The sequence below is a fragment of the Hominimerdicola intestinalis genome (assembly GCF_054655215.1).
Genome location: NZ_BAAHNZ010000003.1, coordinates 1 through 19,553, shown reverse-complemented (window position 1 = coordinate 19,553; position 19,553 = coordinate 1). Strand labels below are relative to the sequence as shown.

Below are 19,553 nucleotides of genomic sequence, written 5' to 3'. Positions count from 1 at the left end.
AGCCATTTTCCGTAATATTGCATTATAGGACATCCGCTCCTTTCGTCTAAATTAAAAAAACCCGTCTCTTAATTACAAGAGACGAGTATTATTTACCCGTGTTACCACTCTAATTTATGTATAATTTGCATTATACACCTCAGCCACATCAGACAATGTGCCGCTCTGTAACGGAAGCTTTCCGTGTGAAGCTACTTGACCGAAGCTGTTCAGCCGTTTTCGCCGCACCTGCTCAGGGACGAGCTATTACATAAGATCCGTACTGCCTTGCACCCAACGGCAGCTCTCTGAAACTGAAAGATATGCTTTTCTTCCCATCAGCGCATTTAAAATATTTATATTATCATTATTATATTACACGGATCAGATTTTGTCAACTGTGTTCATACTTATTTTACAATTGCGTATTAAGCACATTTTATTCGTAAGTTTTAAGAAAATCTTATTCATATTAAGAAATACCTAAGATACGGATTGTTGACAAATATATTGGTTTGGGAGTATAATATAATTGTTAAATAAAAAGCAATCTTCTTAAAAGGGAGCGTAATACATGATTTTTGACAGTATAAAGAAGCTTATAGTTTACGGAATTGAAACCGGACTTATTGAAGATGAGGACAGGGTTTACAGTATTAATCGTATTCTTGAAGCGCTTCAGCTTGACGAATACGAGGAACCGAAAGAGGAATATCATAATATTGATATCGAAATAACACTGAAAGAGCTTACTGATTATGCCTGTGAAAACGGCTTGTGTGAAAACAGCGTGGTTTACAGGGATCTGTTTGATACAAAGCTTATGGGACTGCTGACTCCGAGACCCAGCGAAGTAAACAGAACTTTTTGGGGGCTTTATAATAATTCCTCACCAAATAAAGCGACGGATTACTTTTATAAGCTTTCGCAGGACAGCGACTACATAAGGCGTTACAGAATTAAAAAGGATATGCGCTGGATCGCTCCTACCGAATACGGCGAGCTTGATATTACCATAAACCTTTCAAAGCCTGAAAAGGACCCCAAGGCTATAGCGGCTGCTAAAAACGCAAAACAGTCAGGCTATCCGAAATGCCTGCTGTGCTATGAAAACGAGGGTTATGCCGGAAGGGTAGATTCTCCGGCAAGGCAGAACCACAGGGTTATTTCCCTGAAAATTAACGGCGAGGACTGGGGCTTGCAGTATTCCCCGTATGTGTATTACAACGAGCATTGTATTCTTTTTAATAAAAAGCACACTCCTATGGTGATCAACAAAGCCGCATTCTCAAAGCTTTTTGACTTTGTAGAGCAGTTTCCGCATTATTTTATCGGTTCAAATGCCGATCTGCCTATAGTGGGCGGCTCTATTCTTGCTCATGAGCATTTTCAGGGCGGAAACTATACCTTTGCGATGGCAAAGGCTCCTGTTGAAAGAGAGGTCGTTTTCAAGGGCTTTGAAAGCGTAAAGGCGGGTATAGTAAGGTGGCCGATGTCGGTAATAAGAATAGCTTCGCCTGACCGCCGGGAATTGACGGAGCTTGCTGACAAGATCCTTACCTGCTGGAGAGGCTATACGGACGAGGAGGCGTTTGTTTTTGCTAAGACGGAAGGGGAGCCTCATAATACCATAACTCCTATAGCAAGAATGAGAAACGGAAGCTTTGAGCTTGACCTTGTGCTGAGAAACAATATTACGACCGAAGAGCATCCTCTCGGAGTATATCATCCTCATGCGGAGCTTCATCATATAAAGAAGGAGAACATAGGTCTGATAGAGGTAATGGGTCTTGCGGTACTTCCAGCAAGGCTTAGAGAAGAGATGAGCAGGTTAGCTGACGCGCTTGTAAGCGGTGCAGACCTTAGAAGCGACGAAGTTCTTTCCAAGCACGCTGATTGGGCGGAGGAATTTTCAAAGGCATATGATATAACGGCGGGCAACGTTAATGAAATAATTCAGAATGAAATAGGAAAGGTTTTTGCCGAGGTGCTTGAACACGCAGGTGTATTCAAGCGTAACGAAAAGGGCAGAGAATATTTTTCAAGATTTATAGACTATGTGAACGGATAATATTCCGGGCGGTTTAAAATACCGCCTGTTGTTTTGCCGGCATAAAAAAGATACGGCAGATATAGAAAACAGAGAAAGGAAAACAGAAATGACTGCAAGCAGAAAGAAGGCCCTGAAAAGGATAATTGTATTTACGCTGACGGCGCTTCTTGTAATTATCGGAGGAAGATGTATTTATGTTCAGGCGGTTATCCATAATGCCTACGACGTAAAGCCGATCTCAAAAGAACAGATAAAGAGAGCCGACGTAAATAATGCTAATAAGCTTATGATAGTCGCTCACCCCGATGACGAGGTGCTGTGGGGCGGAGGACATCTTATGGAAGGCGGATATATGGTCGTGTGCGTTACCAACGGAAAAAACGAGGTGCGCTCAAAGGAATTTTACAGAGTAATGAAGGAGTCGGGAAACGAGGGCATAATACTGGATTATCCCGATAAGGTAAGAGGGAAACGCGACGACTGGTCAAGAGTTCGGAGCAGTATTATTTCAGATCTTGAAAAGGTAATGAAATATAAAAAATGGGAGCTTATAGTTACTCACAATAAAAACGGAGAATACGGTCATGCTCATCATCAGATGCTGCACGGCTTTGTAACTCAGATATATAACGACGATGAGATAGATACTCAGCTTTACTGCTTCGGAAAGTATTTCAAGAGATCTAAGCTTAAAGACGCTAAAAATACCCTTACTCCTATGACGGCGCAGCAGATCAGCTTTAAGGAAAATCTTGAAAAGCTTTATGTATCGCAGAGCGGAACCGTTGAACATCTGAGTCATATGAACAGCTATGAAATGTGGGAGAAATATATGCCGCCCGTATTAACTGTCGAATCATAACCTAAGGAGCATAGATTTTGAAGGACGCTAAAAAATTCGGTCGTATAAATATAATACATATTGCAGTTCTTACTGCCGTTTATACTCTGACTGTGCTGCTTATAATGCGGTTTGAATACGCTTACGGCTCGAAGATCGACTGGGGGGGACAGCATTACGCTATTCCCGATTATTTCAGGAAGCTTTTTTATGATACCGGAGATATATTTCCGAGCTTTGCGGCAAATCTCGGAGCAGGAGAAAATATTTATAATTTCTCCTATTACGGTCTTTATTCGCCTGTAATTCTTATATCTTATCTTCTGCCGTTTGTCAAAATGTCCGTTTATATCCAGGCGGTAAGTATTATCGGAATGGAAATAAGCATAGTGCTTTTCTATCGTTTTATGAGGACTAAGTTCAGCGATAATACGGCGTTTCTGCTGTCTTTTGCCTTTATGTGCGCAGTACCGCTTATATTTCACAGTCACAGGCATATCATGTTCGTAAGCTATATGCCGTTTCTTATTCTGGCACTGGGTTCGGCGGATAAATATTTTAAAAAGGGGAAGAAATCAGGGCTTATTTTCTGGACTCTTATGATTATTCTTTCAAGCTGGTTTTTCAGCGTTTCGGCGCTTGCGGCGCTGCTTGTTTACGGAGCGTACAGCTATATTTCCGTCAGCAGCGGCAGTATAAAGCTGAAAAGCCTTCTTAAAGCCGGCTTTGGGTATGCAGGAAGGCTTTTTACTGCGGTTATGCTTGCGGGAGTTGTGCTGCTCCCTACTGCTGCTGCGCTTTTGTCCGGACGGGATTCTGCAAACGTAAAAATCGACTGGTCTGAATTTATACCTCAGTTTAAGCTTAATTATATAGGAATGTCCGCATATTCAATGGGTTTGTCCTGTTTTGCGGTTCTGGCTGTTACTGCGGCTCTATTCAGCAGAAACGGCGCAAGGCGGTTTCTTGGCTGTGTCATAGCGGCGGTCTCTGTTTTTCCTGCGATAGTTTATATATTAAACGGAACGATGTATTTTGACGCAAAGGTGCTTATACCTTTTATTCCCCTCTGTATTATTCTTCTTGGGGATTGCTATGAGGAGCTTTGCGCAGGGCAAAGGTCTTATCGTATTATATTTGGTATATTTATTATCGTTTACGCTGCCGGAGCAGTTTTTTACGACGGATCGGAAGGTACATGGGAATTTATGGCGGCAGATATGCTGGTTCTGACGATATGCATTATATGCTTTAAAAGGCTCGGCAGAAAAGTTTTTCTCTGGTTTGCTGCAATGGCGGTTCCTTTTACGGCAATGCTTTCTTTCAATCTGTCGGATAAGCTTGTTCCGCTTAAAACTCTTCAATATGAAAATTCAGAGCAGTTTGAATATCTTGCGGATATAATAGCTTCTGATGAAAAGCTGGTAAGAAGCTCCTGCGGAGTAAACAGGTCGGATACGGTAAATATGGTCTATAATATAGATTACTACAGTCCGTATGTATATTCGTCGCTTCATCATAAAGGCTACAACAGTTTTTATTTCAATGAGATACGAAACGAAAACGAATACAGAAATTCAGCTCTTACAACTCGTTCGTCAAATATTCTTTTTGATATTTTTATGGGAAATAAATATCTCATAACCGATAAGGATCACAGCGAAACCGGCTATGAGCAGGTATGCAGTATGGGAGAGTTAAGGCTTTACAAAAATAATAACGCCCTCCCTGTAGGAAGAAGTACGGACAGGGTAATAAGCGCCGCTGATTATCATCAGCTGAATTCAGTGCAGAGAATGGAGGCTCTTGTTAACTGTATCGTAACTGAGGGAGAAGAGATGCAGGGGTATAAATCGTCGGCGGAGCAGTACGGAGAGATACTGCTTGAAGAAAGTGAAAATATTACAGCGCTTTCCGGAGGCTACAGAATAAAAAGCTCTGAGAATTTTAAAGCCTCTGTTAAGCTGACGGAGCCGATACCGAGGAATAAGATATTTATAATAGAAATAAAAGCAGATAACAAAACGGGAAAAAGAAATGATGTGAAAATATCAATAAACGGAATTAAAAATACTCTAACGAATCCCGAATGGAAGTATTATAACAAAAATACATTTTTTGAATATGTGCTTACAAGCGGAAATGAAGAAAGCCTGTCTGAGCTTGAGTTTCAATTCAGCCGGGGCGATTATACGATCAGCGAGATAAACGCTTATACAATTGATTATCCAACGCCATACTATGACGAGCTGGTATTTGACAAAAACAAAACAAAGGGCGACGTGATGGAGGGAAGTATTGATTGCTCCTCAGACGGATATTTTGAGCTTACCGTTCCGTATGACAGCGGCTTTGAGATTTATGTGGACGGCAGCAGGCAGGATTATGAGAAGGTCGATACTGCGTTCATAGGCTTTCCGATCTCAAAAGGCAGTCATGATATAAAAATAGTTTATACCGCTCCTTTTCAGCGTGAGGGAATCGCTGTTTCAGCGGCGGGACTATTGATATGTGCGGTTTTTGCGGCATATGATCTGAAAAAGCGGAAAACTTCAAAGCCGAAATAGCTTAAAGCATAAAAATGTCCTGAGCAGAATGTAAGATCTATGCTCAGGACATTTTTTTATTTTAGTTCATGTAAGGCAAATTGTCCGTTTTCCATTATTATATAGCTGTGCGGAGAGTTTTCCTTAGGAAGCGCCGCAGAGCCGCAGTTTATATAGGTAAATCCGTTCATATCCTTAATGATCGGAATATGAGTATGTCCGTTAGCCAGTACGTCGCCTTTATGAAGCGGCGGAAGATTATCGGGATTAAAATTGTGACCGTGAGCCGCAAAAACCGTAACCCCGTCAGCGCACAGCAATGCATATTCGGCAAGTATGGGGAAATCCAGTACCATCTGATCGACCTCACAGTCGCAGTTGCCCCTTACGCAGAGAAGCTTATCCTTTGCGGCATTAAGCATTGAAGCGACCGCTTTCGGATCGTGTCCCTCAGGCAGAGGGTTTCTCGGGCCGTGATACAGAAGATCTCCAAGCAGAAGCAGCCTATCAGCTTTATGCATTGCAAATGCGTCAAGCAGTTTTCGGCAGTAATACGCTGAGCCGTGAATATCAGAAGCTATCATGAGTTTCATGCATTCGCCTCAGCCTTCAGCTTTGCCAGATTAGTATATTCCGGCTTGATATGCTTATAGATCTCACAGCCTCTGTCCTTTTTGTATTTTTTTACTATAGTCAGATAAAGACGCTGCTTTGTATCAGTTCCGTTGACTATCTTATAAACGTCGCTGATCTCTTCATCAGAGCAGAAGCCGGTAAGCAGACGGTTTATTTCGCTGAACAGAACCGGCTGCTCCTTTTCTTCTGAGTCAGCCGCTGCCTCAGTTTCAGTCTCATTGGCTTCCTGCGAATTTTCAGATCCAGGCTCTTCAGCTGCTTCAGCTTGTTCGCTGTAGTCAGGTTCTTCAACATGAGGCTCTTCATGAGGTTCATCAAGTGTTGCTCTTTCATTTTCATAATCAAGCAGAGCCTTGAGCTTTAGGTACTTCGGACGGAGAATTTTATAAAGTTCGCTTGCCTGCTGCTTAAAGACCTTGGCAAGAGAATTATGAAAGTCCTCCTTTGAAACAGAGTTGTTAATGCATTCCTTTATTTCTTCAATATCCTCGGCTTCAAAGTCAAAAATGCCCAGCAGAGTATTTCTTATCTGTCCCGAAACTGATCTCGGACGTCGTCCTCTTTTTTTTGCGGGTATCTTTGTAATGACCATATCAGGGGCAGATTTATCATCATTTGCGCCTGAGCTTACGCAGCCGGACGGCAATTCCTCACTGTTTACCGCTTCAGCAGTCAATTCAGCTTTAATTACCGAAACTGATACCTCGCTTTGCATTATCGACGCCTTGGCATCTGTGCTTTCTGCAGGTTTGACCTCACACTGTACAGACGGTGCAGAGGCTGCGCTTTGGATTTGTACGGGATCGTCTGCGTCCTCCGCAAAAGCCGGCTTTTCTATTATACCGAAATTTATCAGCGCCGCATATATCGTAGGACTTCTGAATACTGTACATGAGGTCTGGTTAAGATCGTTGACATTCCAGAAATCATGCAGCTTGTCAAAGCCCTTGTCGTTGCTGATTATAGAAATATTTGTGTAGATGTCCTTCGCGGCGAGGAATCCGACCATGGAGCAGAGCTGAAAATCCAGTGCGTTTTTTCCGCCCACCCTGACTTTCAGATATTCTACGCCTGCAAGCGTTTCCATTACTTTCATGTGCATTTCAAAGCTTATGGTATCTGAATTTTCACTGTAGAAAATAATTACCTTGTCGTTTTCACACAGCCTGTCGATACCGATAAGTCCTTTTGATTTTACGTTTTCAAAGTCTATCAGATATGCGTTCATACAGTTTTCCATGCACATTCAGACGGTGCATGGTTCCTCCTTTGCTTCATAAGTATATTAAATGTTAAAATGTTTCGGGCGTTAATGCCTGTTTCGTTTTGCGGATATTATCATACGGACTGCGAATGCGGCAAAAGCCGTAAGGATTATGATCGATCCTGCCAAAGCCGCCGTAAGTGCAGTCGGCTTTTTCTTACTGATCTCAGCAGAAGCTTCTATTGCCTTTTTATAGCTGTAGCTGCGGCTTCTTACCGATTTGTCAACGCAGGAGGCAATTACCTCGTGTCCCTTGGAATTAGGGTGAATATCTAACTGGGAGATTCTTGTTAGCTCCTTTGATTTCCCCGAAAACGCCGAAGCTACGTCGCAGACCGTATATCCGCCGTTCCTGTCCTCGGAATGGCTGTTGATTATTTCGTTGAGTTTTCCGATTTTTTCATCTGCAAGCTTTTTGAAGGAAGGAATAATTTCAAAGTCCTCCAGCGGATTGTAAAGCGTCTGAACTATTATTTCTGCAGAGCTTATTTTCCTTATATATACGGCTGCTCCGCTTATGTTTTCATCAAAGCTGTCAAGATTCTTGTCTAATCTTTCCGACATATCTTTTATACCTGAAATAAGAGATTTAAGGTCAAAGCTTATATCAGATGAAGGATCTCCTCCTATACCGGAGGAAACTATGGTATCGAGCATAACTCCGAGCAAGTCGTTTCCGCCTATTGAAATAACTATACAGTCGGCGTTCTTTATATCGTCGTCATATTTTCCGTTATTCATTTTCTCCAGAAGCTCGGAGGAAGTCTGACCGTCCTCGGCAAGATTAGTCATAGAAAATCCGCAGCTTTGGGAAAGCTCCCCGGAATACTCTCCTGCAAGAATATTGGCGTACGACCGACAGTTCTCACGCCCGGTATCGTAGCCGTCGAGTCCGTAGCCAGAGGCAATGGAATCTCCGAGAAAAAGCATCTGCGGCGGAACGTTCACCTCAACGTCCTCAAACTCGGTTTCAGCGTAGCAGACCGTACCGAAAAGAACGGAAACGGCAAGTGCGGCGGCTATGCATAACAGTTTTTTAAACATAGAGTTCACCCTTATTTCCTTATGATACTTTTCTTACATATTATTGTATCATATTTTTATCTGTTGTACAACTGTTTTTTGAAAATTTTTATAAATGCTTGACAATATATCCATGCCATGATATTATATAATAGTAGAATATGAAATCATAAAACGCCTGTTTTTCAGAAAGAAAAGAGTGATATTATGACCGATTACTATTATCCCGTATTGAGCGACGAAATAAATCTTCCGATGTATGTGCTGGGAGTAGGTGCAAGAGATAAGGAATTTCATTTTATCCGTGAGGAGGGATATCCGAATCATCAGATAGTTTACTGTATAAGGGGCGGAGGAGTTTTAAAGCTTGACGGTCAGGAATATCCAGTAGCTGCCGGTGACGCTTTTTATCTGCCGCCGCATATCCCTCATGAATATTATCCGTCGGAGGATATCTGGGAAACTCACTGGATAACCTTTGAGGGCAGAGAGGTAAAGCCTGTGCTTGACTATATCAAGCTTGACAGGGCAAAGGTATTCCACATTCACGATATAAACGCCGTAGATGCCATATTCAAGAAAATACTTTATCTTATGAAAACGAATTACTATTACAGCGGTCATCAGTGCTCCGCTCACCTGTATCAGTTTTTTATCGAGCTTAACAGGGTGGTAAATCTTCAGAACGGAACAAAGGACGGAGCTAAGCTGAATCAGCTCCAGCCGGTTATCGACTATATAGATAAAAATTACAGGCGAGATCTGACTCTTGTGGAGCTGTCGGATCTGATAGACCTTTCTCCGCAGTATCTTTGCAGGCTTTTCAAGGAATGTCTTAATATGCGTCCCTTTGAGTATCTCGCAAGGAAAAGGATACAGCAGGCGAAGCTTCTTCTGCTTGAAGATCAGAAAAATATCAATGAAATAGCGGCAATGGTAGGCTATAATGACTGCAGCTATTTCTGTGCGGTTTTCAAGCGTCATGAAATGCTTTCTCCGGCGGAATTCAGGTCGCTTCACAAGAAAGCAAACGGATAAAATATATTTTTGAAGACAGCAAAATTTATTTCGGCGAAAAGTATAAAAAACACTTGACAAATCTGTATTGCTGTGATATAATATTTTAGTCAATGTGATTACTGCATAGAACTACTGTCTGAACTGAGGATGATGGGCTTCTATGAGTTCATAATTTTTAGTTTGGAAGGAGGTCGTTTTTAATGAGAGAAGGAATCCATCCTAAGTACGAGGAAACTACGATTACCTGCGCCTGCGGTAACGTAATAAATACCCGTTCTACAAAGAAGGATATTAAGGTTGAAATCTGTTCAAAGTGTCACCCTTTCTTTACAGGAAAGCAGAAGCTTGTTGATACAGGCGGACGTGTAGACAGATTCAAGAAGAGATTTAATCTTGACTGATAATCGGAAGAGCGGATCATTCCGCTCTTTTTTTGTTTTGGAGGGAATATGCTGTGGCGGAAAGCGATTATGTTACCGTTGAGCTGCCTGCCGAGGACAGCTTTGTCGAGAAAAAGTCGGAGTTTATAGGTCAGATATGTCCTGTAAAGTCTGAGGACGAGGCTATAGAGTTTATAAATTCCGTCAGGGCAAAGCACAGAAAGGCAAGGCATAACGTATACGCTTATATTGTCAGGGAAAATAACGCTTCAAGGTATTCCGATGACGGAGAGCCGCAGGGAACCGGAGGAGTTCCTGTGCTTGACGTATTGAAAAAGGAGGGGCTTACCGACGTCTGCGTAGTGGTTACACGCTATTTCGGCGGAGTGCTTTTGGGCGGCGGAGGACTTGTAAGAGCCTACTCACACGCCTGTAAACTTGCAGTAGATGCGGCGCAGAAAATGATAATGTGCCGCTGTTCGGAAATTACCGTCAGGTGCGGTTATCCGCTGTACGGAAAGCTGGCGTATATTCTTCCGGAATTCGGAGCTATGGTAACGAACGAAAGCTTTGCCGATGACGTAAGCGTTACGATGCTCGTCAGATCGGAGATTGCCGATAAGTTTAAGGCAAAACTTACCGACGTTTCAAACGGGAGAATAAATATATCGGAAATCACAGATTTATGGCATGATTTTGCTTGATATTTGTGCATATATACAAAATTTTGTCCGCAGTAAAGGCTTTTTTACTGCGGATTTTGTATAATATATTAGAAGCCTGCATACTCCGCAGTAAAGAGAGGACGTGACGCCGATGACGCCGAGAGAAAGATACGAAAGCTTTGAAAAATTAATGCTGTGCGAAAACGCCGCTTTTTCGTCAGAAACCAAAGGAAGGGCGTACGATGCTGAAAAATGTCCTTACAGAACCGAATATCAGCGTGACAGAGATAAGATAATCCACTGCAATTCTTTCAGACGCCTCAAGCACAAGACTCAGGTATTTCTTTCTCCGACAGGAGATCATTACCGTACGCGTCTTACTCATACGCTGGAGGTAGGGCAGATAGCACGTACTATTGCCCGTGCTTTGCAGCTTAACGAGGATTTAACCGAGGCGATCGCTATGGGTCATGACTTAGGACATACTCCGTTCGGCCATGCAGGCGAGCGTATACTCAACGAGCTTTCGCCCCACGGCTTTCATCATTATGAGCAGGGACTGAGGGTCGTCGATTGTATAGAAAATGAAGGCCGTGGTCTGAATCTTACATACGAGGTCCGTGACGGGATTTTAAAGCATACCAACCGGACTGCTGAAACGCTTGAAGGCTGTGTAGTCCGCTATGCCGACGTAATCGCGTATATCAATCACGATATTGATGATTCAGTAAGAGGAGGAATTATCTGCGAAGAGGATATTCCGAAGTCAATAACCTCTGTACTGGGTAATTCAAAGTCTGAGAGGATTACAACTCTCGTTAATTCACTGGTGGAAAACGGCGTGTACATGACCGACAAGATTCCTGACGGAGGAGAAATGCCTCCTGCCGAGCCGTATGCCGCAGTCGGAATGTCGTCAGAGGTTGAAATAGCTTATAAGGCTCTTCACGCTTTTATGTTTGAAAGCGTTTACAGGAATCCGAAATGCAAATCGGAGGAAGCAAAGGCACAGGCGATGATCGAGGAGCTTTATAAATATTTTTCCGCTCATCTGGAAAAAATGCCGGCGCTGTATATAAATCTTGCATATAAATACGGAATAGATCAGGCTGTATGCGATTATATTTCGGGAATGTCCGACAGCTATGCTGTTGACGTATTTACCGAGCTGTTCGTACCTGCTGCATGGAAGGTTAGGTAGTTTATGAAAAGAGTCTTTTTGCTGTTTATTCCGGCTGTTTTGCTTGTGATGACCGGCTGTGTAAGCAGCGAGACCCGTGATGAAATAATAGAATGTTTGAAGGATGACGGATATATAGGGGAATCTGATACCTTTGAATACAGCCTTACCGATGTGTCGGATCTTCTGCCAATGTATGAATCGTACAACTATATACTCAAACGACAATGAAGAGAAGTATAATATCAAAATAGACGCCGACTCGGACGAAGGAGTTTATACGGTGGATATTTTATACGGCGTCGAAATATGTGAAACGCAGTATGTTATTGATGGTGAAGAGAAAACTAATTATAATGTTACAGATTATGACAGCAAGGATATACTGACTGTTACTGAGAAAAGCTTTTTGTTTTTTTGATTGGTTTACAGTTGAGGAGAATTAGGTTTTTTTATTTAAGGAGATGATACATAAATGCCGTTGCCTGCTGAATTTCTGGACAGACTTAAAGCCGCTAACCCGATTGCGGAGGTAATGGGCAGCTATGTAAGTCTTAAACGAACCGGACGGGATTATATCTGTCTTTGTCCGTTCCATAACGAAAAAACCCCGTCCTGTCACGTTCATCCCGACAAAGAATACTTTCATTGCTTCGGCTGCGGAGCCGGAGGGGACGTTATAACCTTTACAATGAAATATAATAACCTTGACTACTGGGAAGCAGTTAAGCTGCTTGCTGAGCGTGGCGGAGTACCTCTTCCTGAGGACGGTCAGTTCAGAAGCGGAGGTATCGACAGGCGCAAGCGTATTTACGAGATAAATAAAAAAGCCGCAAGGTTTTTCTACGACAGGCTGCGTTCTCCTGAGGGCAGGCCATGCCGGGAGTATCTGGCGAAGCGCGGACTTAAAGCCGAAACGATCATGAAATACGGAATGGGTTTTGCGCCGAACAGCTGGTCTGAACTTAAAAGCTATATGCTTTCAGAGGGCTATTCGGAGCAGGAGCTTATAGACGCAAGTCTTATATCAAGATCCTTGAAGAATACTAAGAATACATATGATTTTTTCGTTAACCGTGCAATGTTTCCGTTTATAGATCTCAGGGGGAATATTGTCGGCTTCGGAGGACGGGCTTTAAGTCCTGATGACAAGCGAAAATATCTTAATTCAAAGGATACGGCGGTATATAATAAAAACAGGTTTCTGTTTTCTATGAATTTCGCAAAAAATGCGGCGGTCAAGGATAAAAGGATACTTTTATGCGAGGGAAATCTGGACGTTATATCGCTTAATCAGGCTGGCTTTGAAAACGCCGTCGCCTCCTGCGGAACTGCGCTGACTCCCGAGCAGGCGAAGCTTATTTCAAATTACGCCGACGAAGCGGTAATATGCTACGATTCGGACGAGGCAGGGCAGAAGGCGACTAAAAAGGCTATATATATTCTCGGCGAAACGGGGCTGAAGGCGACTGTTATAAAAATGGAGGACGCAAAGGACCCGGACGAGTATATAAATAAATTCGGCGCGGTAAGATTCGGGCATCTTCTGGATCATTCCGAGGGTGCGGTCAATTTTGAGCTTATGAAAGCCAAGGACGGAATTGATACGGATACGGAAGTCGGAAAAGCGGATTATATGAAAAAAATTTACGGTATTCTCGCTTCAATACATTCTCCGGTCGAAAGGGATATTTATATTTCAAAGGTAGCTCTTGAGCAGGGTATCTCAAAGCAGGCGCTGAACGAGGAAATAAACAGTCTTATAAGGAAACGCAATTATCAGAAGAAAAAGCAGGAATGGCGCAGTATACAGAGTTTTGCCGACCGTCGGGATCCTCTTAATCCTGAGGCGGCGGCTCATACAAAGCAGGCAAGGGCGGAGCAGGAGATAATATATTTTATTTATACGAATCCCGACTTCTGTGAGGATATTGCCGGAAGGCTTTCGCCGGAAAAAATGATTACATCGCTCAACAGGCGTATTTATGAGAGTCTGGTGAATAAAATACTCAACGGAGAGGATTATTCGGTATCCTCGTTCAATGATGAATTTTCGGCAGATGAAGTGGGTAAAATAACCTCGATTCTTTCGGAATATGATGATAAGGGAATAGATAAAAACGTGGTTTACGATTGTGTGTCCGCTCTGCTGGAATACAGTCCGGATAAACCGAAAGCAGAGGAAATGTCGGACGACGAGCTTCTTAAATTCAGGGAACAGCTTAAAAGGAAAAAAGGAATTATATAAGTAAATCACAATGATTGGAGAGTTTGATATGACAGACAATAAAAAGAGTATTATGGATAATCTTATGGAACAGGGAAAGGCTACGGGAAAGCTTACCACAAAGGAGATAACCGACGCGCTTGAAAAGCTTGATTACGACGTTGACCAGATGGACGCTTTTTATGACAACTGCTCGGCGCTCAATATTGAGATAATCGACGATATTGTACCGGACGATACGCTTATTCTTGTAAATCCGGAGGACGATATTACTCCCGACGAGGTTGATATAGGGCTTTCTACCGACGGTATCGCTATTGACGATCCTGTAAAGATCTACCTGAAAGAAATAGGACGCGTTCCGCTTCTTTCATCGGAGGAGGAGATCCAGCTTGCTGAGAAAATGGGCGGAAACAATGAAAAGGAGGCTTCAAACGCAAGAAAGCGTCTTGCCGAGGCCAACCTTCGTCTTGTCGTATCTATCGCAAAGAGGTATGTAGGCAGGGGGATGTCCTTTCTTGACCTGATCCAGGAGGGCAATATGGGTCTTATTAAAGCAGTTGAGAAGTTTGATTATACAAAGGGCTTCAAGTTTTCTACTTATGCTACCTGGTGGATAAGACAGGCTATAACCAGAGCGATAGCAGATCAGGCGAGAACGATAAGAATTCCTGTCCATATGGTCGAGACAATTACAAAGGTTAAAAAGGTATCAAGTCAGCTGCTGCATGAAAACGGTCACGATCCTTCCCCTGAGGAAATTGCCGATCGTTTGGAAATGCCTGTTGAGAGGGTAAGGGAAATAATGAGGATAGCTCAGGATCCCGTTTCTCTGGAAACTCCCATAGGTGAGGAGGAGGATTCGCATCTCGGCGACTTCATTCCTGATGAGGACGCTCCTGCGCCTGCTGAGGCGGCTTCTCAGGTCCTTCTGAAGGAGCAGATAAATCAGGTGCTTTCTACTCTTACGGAGCGCGAGGAAAAGGTTTTAAGACTGCGCTTCGGTCTTGAGGACGGACGTTCCAGAACTCTTGAAGAGGTAGGTCAGCAGTTTAATGTTACCAGAGAGAGAATACGCCAGATAGAGGCAAAGGCTCTCAGAAAGCTGCGTCATCCTAACAGAAGCAATAAGGTAAGGGATTACCTGGATTAATCGGAGGAATAAGAATGCATATAACTCTTGAAACGGACTATGCTGTAAGAATCGTTTCGGTGCTGTGTCTTGACGGAGGAAGAGTAGAGGCGAAGGCTATATCGGAAAGAGCCGTAGTTACGCTGCGGTTTGCTTTGAAGATACTGAGAAAGCTGGTTTCCGCAGGAATAGTAAGATCCTATAAGGGAACTCAGGGGGGGTATCAGATAAATCACAGCCCCAAGGATATTAACCTTAAAATGGTAACCGAAGCTATCGAAGGTACATACTATTTCTCAAGGTGTTTGTCACCCGACGGAATATGCAGCAGGGGAGCCTCTGGGGTATGCTGCTATCAGAAAGCTTTCTGTGAAATATCGGAAATGGTAAGACGGAAGCTGGAAAGCTACAATTTTGCTGATCTGATAGCAAATTCTGAAGAATTCACAAAGGAAGAAAAGGAGAATGCTGTTTCACCGCAGAAAAAATAAACAAAGCCGAAGGGCGGAGGAGTTCAGGCTCAGCAGGGAAGCTGAAGAGCTGATAGACGAAGAATTTCCGAACGAGGACGACGCTTACCTTAGGCAGAAACGCAGAAAACGGCGGCGTTTTCTATTCAGGCTGGCGATCGTCTGTATTGCCGTAATAGCTTTGAATTATGCTGTACTTGTATTCAGCGGCGTTATTAAGGTAAACGAACCGAGAAAACGGGACTATCCAGCCAGAGGAGCCGTTGTTTCTGACAGGCTCGGGGAAATAAAGTGGGGGACGCTTGCTAACCGAAATATGTCTTACGTTTATATACAGGCCTCAAAGGGTACGGATTTTATTGATAAAAGCTTTGAGGAGAATTGGAAAAGGTCAGCGGATTCTGAGCTTATGACAGGAGCTGTACATGATTTTGATTTCAAGAAGGACGGAACGGCTCAGGCTGAGCATTTCTGCTCGCTTCTTGGCGAAAATATCAGCGGAAGATTGTATCCTGCGGTTGATCTTACAATGAATATCAGGGAAAAGATATTTGATGAAGATCCTGCGGAGGTATGCGGAAGAATTTCAGATTTCTGTGATTATGTTTTCGACAAATACGGCTGCGGAGTTTTTCTTATCTGTGATAAGAACAGCTATGAAAGCTATATAAGGTCTGATTTTTCAGAAGCTTTGATATGGGTAATATCCACTTCAAATGAACCGAATTTCTGCGATAACTGGAGCATATGGCAGTACTTTGACAAGGAAAAGTCAGAGGGCTATGAGAATACAGGAGAACGCTATCCGCTTTTGGTAGCGAAAAAGGATATGACACCAAAAGAGTTCAGAGAAAAATTTACGGTAAAATAAGATCCGCCGCATGAATTTTTGTTCATGCGGCGGATCTTTGCGGTTACATTGCAAAATTTATAATAATTCCGGAAACGATCGCTGTAATATAAAGGATACCCATTACAGCGAAGTTCTGCTTCATGTGCTTATTTGTCTTGAAAAGTACAAGCAGTCCGACTCCGGCTCCGGTACATAGTCCGGCGATCGCCGAGCCGAATGAAACTATGCCGTCTATATAAAGCTGTGTAATAACTACCGAAGCGGCGCAGTTTGGAATAAATCCGAACAGAGCTGTTATAAGCGGCTGAAATACCGAATCTGTCATCATTATTCTTCGGATATTTTCTTCACCTGCAAATTCGATCGCAAAGCCGAGAATTATGTTTACAATAAGTATAAATATTATAATATTCACAGTATGTGACAGCGCTGCCCTTAGAATACTGTGATGTTCGCAGTCGCAGTGAGCACAGATCTCTTTGAACGGCTCCTCCTGCTTTTCAAGCTTGAAGAATTTCAAAACTGCGTCTACGGCAATTCCTGCCGCAATAGCTATAAGAGTTTTTATTACAATAAACTTCCAGAGTGATCCGACGCTTGATGGATTGGACAAAAGCATGGGGATCGCTTCATCACTTGTCGAAAGAAAAACGGCGACCAGAGTTCCGACAGAAATAAGTCTTCCTGAAAAAAGGTTTGCTGCGGCAACGGAAAATCCGCACTGAGGAACTGCGCCTAAAAGTCCGCCGCCTATTGCTCCGAACGGTCCCAGCTTTCTAAGTCCTTTGACTAGTTTATCTGAAGAGCGGTGTTCAATATATTCGATCAGGATATAAACGCCCAGAAGGAACGGGAGCGTTTTCAGAGTATCAAGCAATGCGTCAAGTAAAATGTCTATCAAGTTTTACCTCCTGAAAAATTTTATCTTATATTTATGAACGTTAACTAAGTAATTATACATCATATGTTTTAAAAGGTCAAGGGATTTACGGCGAAAATAAGATGTGATAAAAAATTATTGGTTTTTGTTCAGATTTTATGTTTACGGAGTCCTGATATTACACATACTTATATTTGAAGATACAGATATGTTAATTTTGTGCAGATTGTACAACTATACAACGTGTCGTTTATTCAAGTATACAAACTTTATAAAATTGTGAAAAAACACTAGCAAATCGTTTCCACATATGCTATAATGAGATTGTGGAAACGATTTGCTACAAATTCCGGAATATAAGCAGGTCACAAGTGAACGTAAGAATATTTGGTAAAATTTCAGAGATTTGCACAGCTGAGTTTATCGGTGCAAACTTAAAATCAGGAAAGGAAGGGTCATATTTATGAATTATCAGGAACTAGCCGAACAGATACGGACTCTTACCGGAGGCAGTGAAAATATCCAGAGTGTTTCCCACTGCTCCACAAGACTTCGTATGGTGCTTAAAGACGATTTGAAATGCGACAAGGAGGCAATTGAAGGGCTTGACGGAGTAAAGGGAGTTTTCGTTAACTCAGGACAGCTGCAGATAATAATCGGTCAGGGTCATGTAAATAAGGTATACGAGGCGATGACCGGAGAGGGGGATATAAAAGAGGTAAGCTCTGAGGAGCTTAAAAAGGAAGCGGCTCAGAAGCTTAACTGGTTTCAGCGCTTTGCCAGAACTCTTTCAAATATCTTTGTTCCGATAATTCCCGTTATCGTAGCAAGCGGTGTTTTAATGGGACTGCTTGGAATGCTGACAAATTTTAATGTTATCAATACCGAAAGCGGAATTTATCAGCTGCTTGATATTTTCTCCAATGCGGCTTTTACATTTCTTCCGATAATCGTAGCTTTTTCAGCCGCTAAGGAATTCGGCTGCAATCCCTATCTTGCCGCGGCGCTGGGCGGAATAATGGTCCATCCGGCTTTGCAGAATGCATGGAATATGGGAAAAGCGGGACAGACTACGGAATACGTTTCGATATTCGGGCTGGATATTGCAAAGATAGGCTATCAGGGAACTGTGCTTCCCATACTGATCGCCGTACTGCTTATGGCCTTTGTAGAAAAGCGTCTGCATAAAATCATGCCTAATTCAATTGATTTTCTTCTTACGCCTTTCTTTACTCTGCTTATTACAGGCTTTGCTACCTTTATAGTAATAGGCCCTGCGGGAAGGTTTATCGGAAACGGTATTTCATTTGTTCTCACTTTCCTTTATGATAAGCTGGGAGCGATCGCAGGCGTTATATTCGGCGGGGCGTACTCGTCAATTGTGCTTACGGGAATGCATCACAGCTTTCATGCAGTGGAAACAGAGCTTATTGGAAACGTAGGAACAAACTTCCTGCTGCCTATCTGGTCAATGGCTAACGTTGCTCAGGGCGGAGCGGCTCTTGCGGTTTCAATGATGACAAAGAACAAAAAGCTAAAGGCAGTTGCCGCTCCGGCTTCGTTCTCCTGTCTTCTGGGAATAACCGAAGCAGCGATTTTCGGCGTAAATCTAAGGCTTGTAAAGCCGTTTATAGCGGCGGCAATAGGAGGAGCGCTGGGCGGAGGCTTTGTTGTTCTTATGAAGGTAGGAATGACAGGAATAGGCGTTACGGGTATCCCGGGAATCGCCATAGTTCAGTCTAGCTCTATACTGATGTATATAATCGGCATGGCTATAGCTTTTGCCGGAGCATTTATAGCGACCAGGCTTCTGGGCTTTAAAGACGAGGCGTAAGTAAACGCATATCAGCCTTTTTTCGTACTGCTGTCGGTAAGCAGTGCGGAAAAGGCGGTACATAGTGAAAGGAGAAAAGCTTCCCTTGGGAAGTCTTGATAATAAGAATGCAGATCAAGGATATAGCGAGAATTGCCGGAGTTGCTCCGTCTACTGTATCAAGAGTAATAAATAATTCAGGATATGTAAGCGCAGAGGTAAGGGAGCGCGTTGAAAGGATAATAACAGAAACGGGATATGTGCCTAACAGCGTGGCTAAATCTCTTAAAGGCAAGAAAACCAACGTTATCGGATTTATTATACCTCAGCTTTCCTCGGAGTCGATGTCAAAGATAGCTGAGGGGGCGTCGGAGGAATGCGAAAAGAATAATTATGATATTCTGCTTGCAAATACAGGTCTTAAAGCTGAAAGAGAGCTTAAATACCTTAAAACCCTGAATCAAAGGCAGATAGACGGGATAATTATGATGTCAGTCAAGCTTTCCTCCGAGCATAAGAAACTTATAGACGAGCTTAGGATCCCCGTAGTCGTTATAGGACAGAAGCAGGAAGGCCTTTGCTGTATTACCC

At 42.9% G+C, this 19,553-nt stretch carries 19 protein-coding genes and 1 other annotated feature; of the genes, 15 read left to right on the top strand and 4 right to left on the bottom strand.

Features of this window, described 5'->3' with window-relative positions; all coding sequences use genetic code 11:
• Positions 1–74: 74 nt before the first annotated feature.
• Positions 75–330 (bottom strand) — a binding site (T-box leader).
• Positions 331–553: 223 nt separating this feature from the next.
• The 3 genes from galT to ACYQ0H_RS04240 all read left to right on the top strand — a co-directional run bounded on the left by galT (position 554) and on the right by ACYQ0H_RS04240 (position 5,440).
• On the top strand, positions 554–2,050 hold the full coding sequence (galT, locus tag ACYQ0H_RS04250; protein WP_459811604.1) for a UDP-glucose--hexose-1-phosphate uridylyltransferase: 1,497 nt from the start codon (positions 554–556) through the stop codon (positions 2,048–2,050).
• A gap of 88 nt (positions 2,051–2,138) precedes the next feature.
• A complete protein-coding gene (locus ACYQ0H_RS04245) occupies positions 2,139–2,894 on the top strand; it encodes a PIG-L family deacetylase (protein WP_459811603.1) in 756 nt (251 codons plus the stop codon).
• A 17-nt stretch (positions 2,895–2,911) separates the two neighbouring features.
• Positions 2,912–5,440, top strand: coding sequence for a YfhO family protein (locus tag ACYQ0H_RS04240; RefSeq protein ID WP_459811602.1), 2,529 nt, complete (start codon positions 2,912–2,914; stop codon positions 5,438–5,440).
• A 56-nt stretch (positions 5,441–5,496) separates the two neighbouring features.
• Here the strand turns inward: ACYQ0H_RS04240 and yfcE are convergent, their stop codons facing one another.
• From yfcE to ACYQ0H_RS04225, 3 genes are all read right to left on the bottom strand, one after another.
• Positions 5,497–6,012 carry a phosphodiesterase gene (yfcE, locus tag ACYQ0H_RS04235; protein ID WP_459811601.1) on the bottom strand — a complete coding sequence of 172 codons (516 nt, stop codon included), beginning with the start codon at positions 6,010–6,012 and terminating at the stop codon, positions 5,497–5,499.
• The gene (locus tag ACYQ0H_RS04230) at positions 6,009–7,283 is read right to left on the bottom strand and encodes a PIN domain-containing protein (RefSeq protein ID WP_459811600.1); all 1,275 of its coding nucleotides are present in this window, start codon (positions 7,281–7,283) and stop codon (positions 6,009–6,011) included. The genes yfcE and ACYQ0H_RS04230 overlap by 4 nt, the downstream gene beginning before the upstream one ends.
• An 81-nt stretch (positions 7,284–7,364) precedes the next feature.
• The gene (locus ACYQ0H_RS04225) at positions 7,365–8,363 is read right to left on the bottom strand and encodes an SGNH/GDSL hydrolase family protein (RefSeq protein ID WP_459811599.1); all 999 of its coding nucleotides are present in this window, start codon (positions 8,361–8,363) and stop codon (positions 7,365–7,367) included.
• A 186-nt stretch (positions 8,364–8,549) separates the two neighbouring features.
• Between ACYQ0H_RS04225 and ACYQ0H_RS04220 the strand changes: the two genes are divergently transcribed.
• From ACYQ0H_RS04220 to ACYQ0H_RS04175, 10 genes are all read left to right on the top strand, one after another.
• Positions 8,550–9,380 carry an AraC family transcriptional regulator gene (locus tag ACYQ0H_RS04220; RefSeq protein WP_459811598.1) on the top strand — a complete coding sequence of 277 codons (831 nt, stop codon included), beginning with the start codon at positions 8,550–8,552 and terminating at the stop codon, positions 9,378–9,380.
• A 182-nt stretch (positions 9,381–9,562) separates the two neighbouring features.
• Positions 9,563–9,763, top strand: coding sequence for a 50S ribosomal protein L31 (gene rpmE, locus ACYQ0H_RS04215; RefSeq protein WP_124099252.1), 201 nt, complete (start codon positions 9,563–9,565; stop codon positions 9,761–9,763).
• A gap of 53 nt (positions 9,764–9,816) precedes the next feature.
• A complete protein-coding gene (locus ACYQ0H_RS04210) occupies positions 9,817–10,446 on the top strand; it encodes a YigZ family protein (RefSeq protein WP_459811597.1) in 630 nt (209 codons plus the stop codon).
• 112 nt (positions 10,447–10,558) lie between these two features.
• Positions 10,559–11,608 carry a deoxyguanosinetriphosphate triphosphohydrolase gene (locus ACYQ0H_RS04205; RefSeq protein ID WP_459811596.1) on the top strand — a complete coding sequence of 350 codons (1,050 nt, stop codon included), beginning with the start codon at positions 10,559–10,561 and terminating at the stop codon, positions 11,606–11,608.
• Positions 11,609–11,611: 3 nt separating this feature from the next.
• The gene (locus ACYQ0H_RS04200) at positions 11,612–11,818 is read left to right on the top strand and encodes a hypothetical protein (RefSeq protein WP_459811595.1); all 207 of its coding nucleotides are present in this window, start codon (positions 11,612–11,614) and stop codon (positions 11,816–11,818) included.
• On the top strand, positions 11,784–12,008 hold the full coding sequence (locus ACYQ0H_RS04195; protein WP_459811594.1) for a hypothetical protein: 225 nt from the start codon (positions 11,784–11,786) through the stop codon (positions 12,006–12,008). The genes ACYQ0H_RS04200 and ACYQ0H_RS04195 overlap by 35 nt, the downstream gene beginning before the upstream one ends.
• Positions 12,009–12,062: 54 nt before the next feature.
• On the top strand, positions 12,063–13,835 hold the full coding sequence (dnaG, locus tag ACYQ0H_RS04190; RefSeq protein WP_459811593.1) for a DNA primase: 1,773 nt from the start codon (positions 12,063–12,065) through the stop codon (positions 13,833–13,835).
• A gap of 28 nt (positions 13,836–13,863) precedes the next feature.
• Positions 13,864–14,967: an RNA polymerase sigma factor RpoD gene (gene rpoD, locus ACYQ0H_RS04185; protein ID WP_459811592.1), complete on the top strand. Its 1,104-nt coding sequence runs from the start codon at positions 13,864–13,866 to the stop codon at positions 14,965–14,967.
• A 14-nt stretch (positions 14,968–14,981) separates the two neighbouring features.
• Positions 14,982–15,437 carry an RrF2 family transcriptional regulator gene (locus tag ACYQ0H_RS04180; protein WP_459811591.1) on the top strand — a complete coding sequence of 152 codons (456 nt, stop codon included), beginning with the start codon at positions 14,982–14,984 and terminating at the stop codon, positions 15,435–15,437.
• Positions 15,412–16,287 carry a glycoside hydrolase family 25 protein gene (locus ACYQ0H_RS04175; RefSeq protein WP_459811590.1) on the top strand — a complete coding sequence of 292 codons (876 nt, stop codon included), beginning with the start codon at positions 15,412–15,414 and terminating at the stop codon, positions 16,285–16,287. The genes ACYQ0H_RS04180 and ACYQ0H_RS04175 overlap by 26 nt, the downstream gene beginning before the upstream one ends.
• Before the next feature lie 43 nt (positions 16,288–16,330).
• On the opposite strand, the gene ACYQ0H_RS04170 is transcribed toward ACYQ0H_RS04175, so the two are convergent.
• Positions 16,331–17,170 (bottom strand): putative manganese transporter, encoded by an 840-nt coding sequence (locus ACYQ0H_RS04170; protein ID WP_459811589.1) that lies wholly within the window; start codon positions 17,168–17,170, stop codon positions 16,331–16,333.
• A 442-nt stretch (positions 17,171–17,612) separates the two neighbouring features.
• On the opposite strand from ACYQ0H_RS04170, the gene ACYQ0H_RS04165 reads away from it, so the two are divergent.
• The gene (locus ACYQ0H_RS04165; RefSeq protein ID WP_459811588.1) at positions 17,613–18,983 is read left to right on the top strand and encodes a sucrose-specific PTS transporter subunit IIBC; all 1,371 of its coding nucleotides are present in this window, start codon (positions 17,613–17,615) and stop codon (positions 18,981–18,983) included.
• Positions 18,984–19,090: 107 nt separating this feature from the next.
• Positions 19,091–19,553 (top strand): LacI family DNA-binding transcriptional regulator (locus ACYQ0H_RS04160; protein WP_459811587.1); only part of this gene is annotated, 463 nt, incomplete at its 3' end.